Annotated in this window: 11 protein-coding genes and 1 pseudogene; 6 read left to right on the forward strand and 6 right to left on the reverse strand. The window is 56.1% G+C overall.

The window, feature by feature from the left end:
- Positions 1–163 precede the first annotated feature (163 nt).
- The 3 genes and pseudogenes from F1E05_RS07030 to F1E05_RS20865 form a co-directional block, all read right to left on the reverse strand.
- A complete protein-coding gene (locus tag F1E05_RS07030) occupies positions 164–1693 on the reverse strand; it encodes a hypothetical protein (protein WP_150047620.1) in 1530 nt (509 codons plus the stop codon).
- Between the two features lie 431 nt (positions 1694–2124).
- Positions 2125–2967 carry an IS5 family transposase gene (locus F1E05_RS07035; RefSeq protein WP_150047621.1) on the reverse strand — a complete coding sequence of 281 codons (843 nt, stop codon included), beginning with the start codon at positions 2965–2967 and terminating at the stop codon, positions 2125–2127.
- Positions 2968–3150: 183 nt separating this feature from the next.
- Positions 3151–3243, reverse strand: a pseudogene (locus F1E05_RS20865) (toxin-antitoxin system HicB family antitoxin); the annotation flags it as partial.
- 347 nt (positions 3244–3590) lie between these two features.
- Here F1E05_RS20865 and F1E05_RS07045 point away from each other — a divergent pair.
- From F1E05_RS07045 to F1E05_RS07070, 6 genes are all read left to right on the forward strand, one after another.
- Entirely contained in the window at positions 3591–4628 is a 1038-nt protein-coding gene (locus F1E05_RS07045; RefSeq protein WP_150047622.1) for a coproporphyrinogen III oxidase, read from the forward strand.
- A 139-nt stretch (positions 4629–4767) separates the two neighbouring features.
- Positions 4768–5637, forward strand: a complete 870-nt coding sequence (locus tag F1E05_RS07050) for a PilZ domain-containing protein (protein WP_150047623.1) — start codon at positions 4768–4770, stop codon at positions 5635–5637.
- Between the two features lie 288 nt (positions 5638–5925).
- Entirely contained in the window at positions 5926–6549 is a 624-nt protein-coding gene (locus F1E05_RS07055; RefSeq protein ID WP_150047624.1) for an RNA polymerase sigma factor, read from the forward strand.
- Position 6550: 1 nt separating this feature from the next.
- Positions 6551–7234: a zf-HC2 domain-containing protein gene (locus tag F1E05_RS07060; protein WP_190303271.1), complete on the forward strand. Its 684-nt coding sequence runs from the start codon at positions 6551–6553 to the stop codon at positions 7232–7234.
- Between the two features lie 8 nt (positions 7235–7242).
- Positions 7243–8457: a S8 family peptidase gene (locus F1E05_RS07065; protein ID WP_150047626.1), complete on the forward strand. Its 1215-nt coding sequence runs from the start codon at positions 7243–7245 to the stop codon at positions 8455–8457.
- Positions 8458–8641: 184 nt separating this feature from the next.
- The gene (locus F1E05_RS07070) at positions 8642–9256 is read left to right on the forward strand and encodes a hypothetical protein (protein ID WP_150047627.1); all 615 of its coding nucleotides are present in this window, start codon (positions 8642–8644) and stop codon (positions 9254–9256) included.
- 80 nt (positions 9257–9336) lie between these two features.
- Here F1E05_RS07070 and F1E05_RS07075 read toward each other — a convergent pair whose 3' ends face one another.
- The 3 genes from F1E05_RS07075 to F1E05_RS07085 form a co-directional block, all read right to left on the reverse strand.
- Positions 9337–9615, reverse strand: coding sequence for a ubiquitin family protein (locus tag F1E05_RS07075; RefSeq protein WP_150047628.1), 279 nt, complete (start codon positions 9613–9615; stop codon positions 9337–9339).
- 5 nt (positions 9616–9620) lie between these two features.
- A complete protein-coding gene (locus F1E05_RS07080) occupies positions 9621–10805 on the reverse strand; it encodes a WD40/YVTN/BNR-like repeat-containing protein (protein ID WP_150047629.1) in 1185 nt (394 codons plus the stop codon).
- A gap of 278 nt (positions 10806–11083) precedes the next feature.
- Positions 11084–11509 carry a host attachment protein gene (locus F1E05_RS07085; RefSeq protein WP_150047630.1) on the reverse strand — a complete coding sequence of 142 codons (426 nt, stop codon included), beginning with the start codon at positions 11507–11509 and terminating at the stop codon, positions 11084–11086.
- Positions 11510–11590: the final 81 nt, after the last annotated feature.

An 11590-nucleotide genomic window follows, 5' to 3' on the forward strand; every position in this document is an offset into this window, starting at 1 on the left:
GCGTAGCGTTGCGGCGAACAAGCGGCTAACGACGACTTCGTTAGCGGTTCAGCATTTTTATTTATAAGGCAACAGGCGACCCGTTAGCGTGTTGGTGAAAAGCGCCTACAGAATCGGTTGCGACCTTGCAGGGCAAACGACGCAACCGACTATGCGGATCAGGCTAGACCGAGCCTTCCGGCGTTTTGAAGTTGGCGAAAGCCCCGATCAAACCGATGACGAAAAACGCCGTGCCGACCAGAGTGAACCGCAGGTTGGACACTTCCAGGCTCAAATCGTCGGTGGCGTACAGCATGATGACGACGGCGACTGAGCCCCAAGCGAGAAAGCGCAATGTGCCGAAAGTCACGAGGTGCAGCGGCGTCTGCTTGTCTTTAATCGGTGTGTCCATGCGGTAGGCGACCGAGCCGCACACGATAGCCGGTAAGATGCCCCAACGCATGTGCTGCAGAAAGCTTTCGAAAAACTCTATGTTCTCGCGGTGGTAAAAGGTGATTTCCAACACCAGTACGGCTACCGAGGTGCTGACCAAAAAGCCCAGCAGCATCATGGCCATGTAAAAGCCGTAATTGCGTTCCGAATGTTCTTGTTCCAAGGTCAAGGCCCTGGCAACGAATACCAGGGTAATCGGCAATACGTACATGGGTATTGCATAAGCAATCCAGCGCAATGTGGTGTAACTGAAATGTTTTAACGGTTTGTCGGGAAACAGCCATTCGTTGTGCAAGGAAACCGCGACTTCCCGGCCCAGCATGACGCCGACCGTGGTGAGGGCAGTGAAGATCAACACGTATTTAAAGGTATTTTGCAAGCGCACTTCGTTGACCTTGCCGCCCAGTTGCTTGACCGTTTCCCACATTTCCGTTTCGTTGGCACTGCCGAACACCACCAGACAGGCTAACAAGCGGCACAACAAGCCGGTCAGCTCGTCCAATTCTTTAATCAGCTTGACCGTTTTGGTGTAATGCGGCTCGGCGTCTTTCCACACCGCCACTTTTTCCGACATCGTGTTGTAAGAAATGCAAATTTCCCCCCATTTCAAAGAAGGTTCGTTGAAGAACCGGCGGTAAGAGGATTGGTCGGCATAATGCTGAATCTGATCGAATAACAAGCAGTTATGCGCCCATTTGTACTCGACCGTCGCGTTGGATTTGTCGAAGTCGCCGGGGTCTATGCTTTGCACCAACAACCGGTCGGAGATTTGGGTTTTGATGTAGTCGTCTATTGCCGACAGCCGCGAGGTCATCAGCGCGTTGTACACTTTTGCGGCCTTGGTCGGAATCGCAAAGGCGTCGTGCACGCTGTCCCTGAGTATCAGCAAAGGATTAAAGCGGTTTTCCCAAACGACCAGAAACAAAAACAATCCGGCCAGAATTAACGGTATCAACGTACTGCCGTCCAGGCCGTTGAGTAAATTCAGCCACTCTCCGGCCCGGAGCGTGCGGACGATGACGGTGAACAAGGGTTGTAAAGACAGCCATTGCCAGGTCAGCAACCAATACAAACAGGCGATTAATGCGCAATACAGCAGCAGACCCGACCAGTAAGTGGCGCTGCGGCTGAAATATTGCGGAAGTGTCGGCGCATCGCCTAATTGTATGCGGCGTTTCTGAAACGATTGATAGGCAAAATACAGGGCAATGCCTGTGCCTAAACCTTGGGCGGTGAGATAGGTGAGTAGTTCTGGCGTCATCGTGAGTCGGTATGGAAGTGAGACCTCAGTGGTTACGGATAGCTCGGCATTGTTGGGTTGGATGGAGACGCATCGTGTTGTCCAGGCACAAGCCCTTCATGTCGCATCGGGCGACACCGAACCTGTTCGTCGAACGGGCTGGGCGCATACGATTCGCATGGCTGGAGTCGATGCTGTCGCGGTAGTTTGGCCGAAAAAAGCATGCGTTGCCGAATTATATGATTGCCGTCGCAGTCTGTTGCGATTTATTTCTCGCGTCCTAACGTGTTCCGTCGAAATTTTACCTGTCTTAACCCGGTGGTCCCACCAATGAACGGTTTTGCGAATCATGCAAAGATCGCATGGTGCAGGCACCTAGTTATGTTTCGGTTTCTACCGGCGTTGTTGAATAAATCAAAAGATACGCGAGTTTAGCCGTTAGCCACTCTCATTCAGATTTTTACAGACGCAGGCATCCCTAGGCCGGTCATTCGATTAAGCGCAACGGCACTCGCCCAAGTTTCTGCTTTTTGTTGCGGCAGTTGACGCGCTTTCATGGCGGCGCCGAAAATTCGCTTGTAGCGTTGCATGGCCAGCTCCACATGATTGCGTAAACCGTACCCGGTTTTCTTCTGCCAAGCCATGCGGCCGTGCTGTTCAATATCGCGAATGTGCGGGTCGCGTTGCGTGTTGCCAGCCAGTGAGCAAACGCCGGTTTTGTGCGGCGGAACCACCACGTTTGCCGTGGGTTGTTTGTTGAAAACCGCTTGTGCCACCGGTTCGCCATCATAGGCACCATCGGCCATGAAGGTGTCAAAGGGCGTATCGATTTGCGCTAGCAAATCCGCTACCGCGGTGGGATCGCCGGTTTGCGGCGTGGTCAGCTCAAGGGCGATGACCTGATGGTTTTCATCGATGGCTAAATGCAGTTTGCGCCAAGTGCGCCGGGCGGCGACTTCGTGTTTTTCCTGGTGCCATTTGTCTTTGCCGTAAACCTTTAGTCCGGTCGAATCGACGATGACGACACTACCCGGTTCCCTGGCTTTGACTAAGGCTTGCCGAGGCAAAGCGATACTTCGCTTGGAAAGGCTGCTGAAATTAGGAATGGCGATATCTGCTTTCATGACGCGAGCTAGCGATTTCATGAAACCTTCGGCTTGGCGCAATGGCTGATGGAAGACTTGGCGGATCAATAACGCCGTCTCAATCGCCAGATCGGAATACACCTGAGGCCGACCTCTGGCGCCCGTTTTGGCAGGATGCCAAGCCGCGATAGCCTCTTCCGTAAACCAGATCGAAAATCACCCCTTTGCCGTAGCGCATGGTTATAGTCATGCCAGTTCGTCACTTGATAACGCGCCTTTTTGATCTTGTGCCGACGGCTTTCGTGATGCTTATAGGGCATGGGGTCGTGATGAAATGGCAGTCGTAAACCCTAGATAATGCCGGAAAGTAGACTTGAGCGCTGAAAAACCGATTTATTCAACAACGCCGACGATGCGGGCATGCAAATCGGCCGGAATGCGCAGGTTGATTTTACCGGAAAACGATTCGACCGGTTTTTTACCGGCGTCGCGACAAGCATCTCATAAACATCCCCGGCGAAATTCCGGCCTGACGGCTAGCGTGAGCACGCTTCAGTGTCGATACAGGATAAAATCGGTCATTTCGAGCGGAACGGGTATCAGTTCCGTCCTGAACGTAGCATCAATTTAACTATTGATTCGGCCCTGTAAAGGTTTAATAACCGCGCCGTGAGCCTGACGAACGGTCCGAACATGTAAGGGCCGGGTGCAGCAGCAAGTGATTGCGGGAGCGGCGCAACTGCCGCTCCCGGTGGCTGCCTTCATGTGCTGGGCGGTTGCCGTAGTGTCGTTACCGCTGGATAAGCGTCAATCCATCAACAAGCAAAGAGTCAATGAATAGAATCAAAGCAAAATCCCCGCGTGCCGAACGTGCCCATACTATGGTTTGCGGTTTGCAACAGCGTTTCGTGAGGCGTTTGGATGAAATCGCCATTCGTTTTGGCGCCGGCCAGCCCTTTGTACCCACCGAATGGTTGCGGGATGGGGGTATGCACGGCGGCGGCGTGCGCTATATGGCAACGGACGAGGCGGTATTCAACCGGGCTTCGGTCAATACCTCTCAGGTGCAATACGACGACGATGCCGGTAAAAAATTGGCGTCCGCTTCGGCGATTTCCAGCATCATCCATCCGCGCAATCCGCTGGCGCCGTCGGTGCATATTCATGTCAGCTGGACGGAAATGAAGGACGGCGGCGGTTACTGGCGGGTGATGGCCGACCTGAATCCGTCGCACGAGGACGTAGCGGACAAAGAACGGTTTGCCGCTTGTCTCAGACTGGCTGCGCCGGCACAGTATCAGGCCGCGGCAACCCAGGGCGATCGCTACTTCTACATACCGGTGTTGGGGCGGCATAGGGGCGTCACGCATTTTTATCTGGAAAACTACGCCAGCGGCGATTTCGATAGCGATTTGCAGATGGCCGAGAGGGTAGGGGCAGCCGCGATAGATACCTACTGCGAGATACTGGCCGCGGCGCTCGAAACGCGCATCGCGCCGAGCGAGGAAAACCGCAGGCGGCAGCTCGAATATCACACCCTGTATTTTTTCCAGGTGTTGACGCTGGATCGGGGCACCACGTCGGGTTTGCTGGTACACAATCAAAACGACGTGGGCATTTTGGCGTCGCTACCGTCCCATATCGACCGCCGTTTGCTGGCATCCTGGCTGGACAAAATGCCGCCGCCCCAAGACCGGTTGCTGCATAACCTGCTGGCTTGCCTGCCCGAATCGGTTGTCTGTCCGATTGAAGACGACAGCAAACAGGCGTTGGCGAATTGTCTAAGAGCGCATTATTCGTCCCATCCGGAGGCAATCGACATGCAAGCCAGCGGCAATGTCATCCCGCCGACGGTGAGCAATCATCGTTGAGCAAAAACAAGGCAGTGTTTTGTTCGAGCCGGCGCGGCGGGTTGTCTAAGCCCGCCGGGTTTTATTCGCCAGGTTGGCGTTGAGAATTGGCCGGTTTTGGCTATGCTGTTAGCACTGCAATTATTCAGCGAGAGCGTTGATGGAAGCGACAACGACAGGCGGGAGCCAAGCGAATCGTAGAGACGCCAGGCGCATTTATGAAAGGATCAATCTGTTTTATCGCAGGCTCCCCGTAGCGCCCGCTGCCGATGCTTACCGCCCGCGTACGGCCGCGGACGAAATGAGCTTGTCGTTGTCGGAATCGACCGAAAACGATACCTTACAAGCCAACATCAGCGCCGGCGGCATTGCCTTTACTTGCCGGGAAGAGCTATTGCCCGGCGACTATTTGCAGTTGCGCATTCTGTTGCTGGCCAGCCTGACCACGATTTCCACCCACGCCAAAGTGGTTTATTGCAAACCCAGCAATCCTTACGAAAACGATCGCTTTCCGTTTACCGTGGGCGCCCGATTCGTCAATCTCACGGACGCGGATAGGGCGTTGATAAGCCGGTACATCGACAGCCGAAATCGCCAGCGTTGGCTGTTAACGGCGCTTGCAGGCGGTTTGTTGCTTTGGATGTTGTTAGCGCCCGAGTTGGCCTGGCATCTATTGGTCGGTTTAATTCACCATTTGTTTGAAATTATCCTGCACGTGCTGCATCTGGCCTTCGAATATGCGGAAGTCGGCTTGGATCATCTGGTCGAACACGCTTTTCACACCGATACCCACCAGACACAGGTGATCGTTTTCTACATTTTGGTAGTTATCATCGGCGGTCTGGTGTTTCTAATCCTGCGGCGAGTTCCCGCTTGGTTTCGGACCTGTCTATCCTGGCTGATGCTGTTCGCCTCGCGTAAAAAATCCAGTATCCTGTATTTTTGGCAGCAACAAAGCGTTGCCGGCAAATATAAATTGATCGGCATTACCGGCGCGACGCTACTGGCTTACTTCTATTTGGCGTTTTAGCGCTGCCGGTTTTTTATCAATTTCCCTGGGCGGGTTTGAACCTTTATGCCGCAAGGCGGAAATAAGTAAGCGAGTTGGCTCGTCAGGCCAACGCTAAAACCCGGATTGGCGCGGCGTTAACGAATGGACCGGCAATATCCCGGCCCAAACTTGCGGGTGGGTCGGCTTACTTCTATGATGGGTAGCCGGCCGATTGCCGGCGGGTTTCAAACACACCGGTTTGTGTTTTGCGGGCCGGCTGTCGGGCTGAAGAAAACGTCCGGCTATCCGGTAGGGAGGGTATAAAACTTGAGTCCGCTCGAAGAACAACGCGGCCTAACATTGATAGCAGCGGTGGCGGCCAAAGACCGCAAGGCGTTCGAAGAGTTTTATTTTCTGTTTGCCAATCCGGTAGGCGGATATTTGCTGAAAATGCTCGGTCGCCACGATTGGGTGGACGAAGCGGTGAACGACGTCATGCTGACGGTTTGGCAATCGGCGGAGCGCTTCGACGCCGAACGGGCAAAAATCACCACTTGGCTGTTCGGCATTGCGCACAATAAAGGCTTGAAGATTTTGGAGCGTAACGGTCGGCATTTCCAACGCGAGGTGGCCGAGCTCGACGTGGAAGCGTTTGCCGACGAGGAAACTAACGAGGGTTTGCCGGCCGCCGCCAGCCATGCCACCCCGGAGCGGGAGTTGGCCGGCCGGCAAATGGGCGAGGCCTTGGCCTGGGCGCTGTCGGTCTTATCCGCGGAACACCGCTGCGCGATAGAACTCTGTTTTAAAAGCGGTTTGTCGTATCAGGATATCGCCGCTGTGATGAATTGCCCCGAAAACACCGTGAAAACCCGGATGTTTCATGCCCGCAAGCGGTTGGCGGAATTGCTCGAAAGTCGGGGCTACAACCTTTCCGAGCTCACAGGAGGTTAACATGGTCGATCGTCTCGGAACCGATAACAATGAACATGGCGAAATCGCCGAGCTGTTGCCCTGGTTGGTGAGCGGGGGATTGCAGCGGGCCGAAATCGCCAGGGCCGAACGCCATCTGCAACACTGCCCGGCCTGCCAAGTGCAATTGCAATTTTTGCGTAGCCTGGAGGAGACGGTCAATCGGGAAGCCGGTCAGGGGTGGCAGGCGTCGGCCGGCCACTTTGCCGGCATCCTGGCCGAAGTCGAACGGCTGGAAGCGGCCGCCCAAACCGTCCCGCTACGGGCTACGGTAAAACCCGGCCTGTTGCGCAACCTGAAACGTTGGCTGCAGCAAACGCCAAGCCCTGTATGCTGGGCCATGGCCGCGCAAAGCGTTGCGTTGCTGGCCCTGTTGGCGCTGTGGCTGGGGCCGCAGCCGGCTGTCGATCCAAGCGCTTACCAAACCTTGTCCGATCCTAAACCGAGTGCAGCGGCCGGGACCAAGACCATCCGGGTCTTGTTCGCCGCCGACGGCATAGATACGGTCGAGCTGATCGGCTTGTTGCGTTCGGCGCAAGCTCAAATTATCGAAGGTCCCAGCGACTTGGGTTTTTTCACCTTGAGTGTACCGGCCGGGCAAGCGGACGCGGTATTGGCGAGCTTTCAAGGCAATCCGCATATCCGCATCGCGCAAACGGCCGATTGAGTCGGTAGATGAACACACTGCGGATTTTGACAATCGCTTGGCGTATCGGTTTAATCGCCAGCCTGAGCGCTTGCTCGTTTCGTTTGCCGGTTGCGCTGCAAACGCCTAAACAGCTGTCGCAACATCAAATTCTGGTGACCTTGCCGGAGCGGGACCAGCGTTATTGGCCGCAAATAGCCAAGGCGATTGCCGAGGACTATCAGCTGGAAATGGCCGGCGAGTTTCCGCTGGCGTCCATAGGTTTGGATTGTTTGGTGTTTAAGGTGCCCAACTACTGGTCCATGCCCGCTTTGCTGAAATCCCTGCAGGAGGATGAACGGGTGGTTTTGGCCCAGCAAAACCAAGTGTTCGACAGTCAGCAAAGCGATTTTGCGCAGGCGTTTGCCGACTTGAGTTACGCACCGGCGTTGATGCACGCGGATCGCGCCCATAAGCTGGCCACCGGTAAGGGCGTTAAAATCGCCGTGATCGATACCGGTGCCGATTACCGGCATCCGGAGCTCAGCACGACCATCGCCGAAAAGCTGAATTTTGTCGACGGCGGCGACAAAAGTTTCGGCCGCGACAAACACGGTACCGCGGTGTCCGGCGTGATAGGGGCCAGCGCCGGCAACGGCATCGGTATAGACGGTATCGCTCCCGATGCGGAAATTATCGTACTGAAAAGCTGTTGGTATGACGAATCGGGCAGCGCAGGCGCCAAGTGCAGTAGTTGGTCCTTAGCCAAAGCATTGGACGCCGCCATCGCTCAAGGTGTGCAGATTGCCAATCTCAGCTTGGCCGGACCTTACGATCCGCTGTTGGAGAAGCTGTTGCAGGAAGCGAACCGGCGCTCTATCAACCTGGTCGCCGCCACGCTGGAAAAGTCGCCGCAGCCCGGTTTTCCAGCGCAATTGGATTTCGTCGTTCCGGTGATTTCCGCCAAACGGGACGGCACAGTCAGCCGCCCCGGCTGGTTGCCGCAAGTGCCGGCGGCGGTTGCCGCCCCCGGAGTGGAAATCGTCACCACCGCGCCGGGTTCCGGTTACGACGTAGTTTCCGGGTCGTCGCTGGCCGCCGCCCACGTGACCGGAGTCATCGCCTTGCTGTTGGAGAGAGACCGGGCCTTGCTGCCGGCAACCATACAGCGGATTTTGGCGGCAGCATCCCACCAAGCGGGCCAACCGCAATCTATCGACGCCTGCCGAGTGTTGGAAGCGCTGGACGCTAACGGCGGCTGCTGAATCAATCTATTAGTGCGCCACCTCGGTTGCGCGGTACGGCCGGCCGGATGGCCGATAGCTAAACTAATCGGAATAATTTTTAAAAAAAATCTGAACCTTTCTCGCCGTCGTTGGAAATAAAGGGCAGGATGCGATACGGCATCCTGATTGAAACCAACTTTTCGTTTCACGTCGGAGAATTATTATGAAAGCTAGTAAAACTTATCTGTTGCCCGCCACTATTTTGGGATTGCTAGGCTTAACAGCCTGGATGCCGGCGCAAGCCGGCGGTTACGACGAACAGCAAATCCGCTTTCCGTTAACCCGGCAGCCTTTATTGAACGAAGGCTGTTTGCCGAAAGCCAGCGGTACGGTCAAGGTTCGTTCCATCGGTAACGCGGAAATCATGGATGTCAGAGTCGCAGGCTTAAGCCCCAACACCGAATACGATTTGTTTATCATCCAAGTACCGAATCCGCCGTTCGGCATGTCTTGGTATCAAGGCGATTTGCAGACCAAACGCAACGGCGTCGGCCACGCGCGCTTCATCGGCCGCTTCAATAAGGAAACGTTTATCGTAGCCCCGGGTTCTACGGTTGCGCCGCAAGTACACGATAGCGACGCCGACGAAAACCCGCAAACCGGGCCCATCCATACCTATCATGTCGGCATTTGGTTCAATTCGCCGGAAGATGCGGTCAAAGCCGGCTGTCAGGGCATTACCACGCCGTTCAACGGCGAGCATAACGCTGGCATTCAAGTGTTGAATACGGCGACTTTTCCGGACGAGGAAGGTCCTTTGCTGGAATTGGAACCTTAGCCGGTTATCCTTTCGAGCGCGGGCGGCGGCGCTGGTGCGCTGCCGCCCTCATCAGCCGGCGTTCTAATACAAAGTGGGGCTCAGCCGCCGCTCAAGGCTTGAAATAAATAGACGGTTGCGCCGTCGGCTACCCGGTCGGATAGCGTGGTTCTATCGATGACGATCCGGTTGTCTATGCTGAGATAAACGTGGCGGCGTAGCGCGCCGCGTTCGTCTAAAACGTAGTCGGTAAAGCCCGGCGCGATGGCGTCGACCGCACGCAACACCTCGGCAACCGAACCGGCGGCTACCTCGATAGGACGGTCTTTCAGCGCCGGAAAAAACCGGTAGAGATGCGAAGTCAGTCTGACCGTCGTCATGCCGCTCAGCCGAAGCGAACCGAATAGACCGGCGGAAAATGGTTGCCTAGGCATTGCCAGGATTCGCCGCGGTCCTCCGACAAATAAACGTTACCGGTGGTACTGCCGAAACACAGGCAATCGCCGTTGATATCCAGGCCGTGCCGCAATACGATGTCGTAAGCATGTTGTTGCGGTAAGCCTTTGCGCAGGGTTTGCCAGCTTTGTCCGCCGTCCGAGGTGCGTGCCAGGTATAGTCCGCCGTCTATGGCCATACGTTCGGAGTCCGCCCGAGCCGGCACCACCCAGGCGGTTTGGCCGTCGCGCGCGTCCACGGCGATCGGAAAGCCGAAATGTACCCCGCTATCGCTTGCGCTGACTTTTCTCCAGCTGCGGGCACCGTCGTTGCTGTAAAACACCCCGCAGTGATTTTGTTGCCAAAGATGATCGGGTTGGGCCGGGCAATGCGTCACGAAATGCGGGTCGTGGCCCCATTCCGCTTCCGGATCGGGTAGGTAGTCCATGCGCATGCCGCGGTTGCGGCCGCCCCAGGTGAGTCCGCCATCCGTGCTTTCCAGCACGCCGGCCGAGGATACCGCAACGTAGAGATGCTTAGAATCGTTCGGGTCGACCACGATGGAATGAATGCCGGGCTCGAATACCCCGTAATCGATGCTGGCCGGGGTACCGCCCCAGCAGTTCGGGCTGGTGGCCCCGCCCGAAAACAGGTCGCCGCCGCGGGTTTCGTGATTCCACAGCGGCCGGTTGAGTTCCCAGCTATCGCCGCCGTCATCGCTGACAAACAAGCCGCCAGGGATGGTGCCGGCATACAGACGGCCGGGCTGATCGCGATTGCCGAAGGCCAGACTCCAAATTTTGTAGACGGTGGCGTCTTGGTATTCGGGATCGCCCTGCGGTGCGGCGGGATCGAAATCCGGCGTAGGCAGATAGTTGACGATGTAACGCGCGCCTTGCGGATATTTTAAGCTCAGCACGTCTTCCCAGCTCGCACCGCCGTCGCGCGAGCGCGATAACTTGGGCCCCCAATGGCCGTGATCCAACGAGGCCCATAAGGTGCCGTCGCGCGGGTCGCGGGCCGCGTAGCATACCGGAATGCCGGCATGTTGTATCGGGCGGACGCGCCAGGCCGAATCGGCGCGGTCGATCAGTACCGTACCCTTGCGGGTACCGAGAATGATAAGGTCGGACATGGGGGATGCCTCTTGTGGCTGGATGAGCCAAACGGGTTAGAAATTGAAACTAGCGTGCAAGCAAAGTTGCCTGGATGCGTTCGGCCATTCTAATCAGATACTTGGGGAAAGATCAATCAGCTTTGAATCGGCTGTGCCTTTAGAAAAGCGGCCGGCCGATTTGTTTGCTCGATGGTAAGGTCAAATTCACAAGGGAATGAGGACTAAAACGTGCCCGCTCGCTTGCGGCACCTGAGTTGGCACGGCCCTGCCCAGCAATGAGGGCCGCGCCCGGCGGGTTATAGAATATGCTCTCGGATTGCCGCTTCGTCGGCGGCAACCAAATTTTTATCCAGCGAATGGCTGACCATTTCCAGCAAATGGCTGCCGAGTACTTGGCGTAGGGTGCCTAGAAATGCCGGCGAGGCTACCAGGATCAATTGATTGAACTCGTGGTTGACGCGGCCCTGCTCCAAACGGGCTGCGATTTGTCTGGCGAAGACTTCGCCTTCGTGGTGTTTGAAGTCGGTCGGCGCTTCGAAGGTGTGGTCTCCTTCGCCGTGGCCGCCGGCGATGCCGCCTTGTCGGTCGCTGGTTTCGTCTTGCGCCCGCATCCGTCCCTCCTCGTGGATCATGCCATCCAGTTCGGTCATGGGCTGGTTCCGGCCGGTCAATGTGAAGAAGCGCGCTCTGCTGCTGTCCGCAACAATCACTTGGGTATTCATAAAACCTCCTCGATAAATCATCGGTATTTTCTAAAAACAGATACCGTCGTACGGTGTCGCAATCTATCTTGTTACCGATTG

The organism is Methylomonas rhizoryzae, assembly GCF_008632455.1.
Classification (GTDB): domain Bacteria; phylum Pseudomonadota; class Gammaproteobacteria; order Methylococcales; family Methylomonadaceae; genus Methylomonas; species Methylomonas rhizoryzae.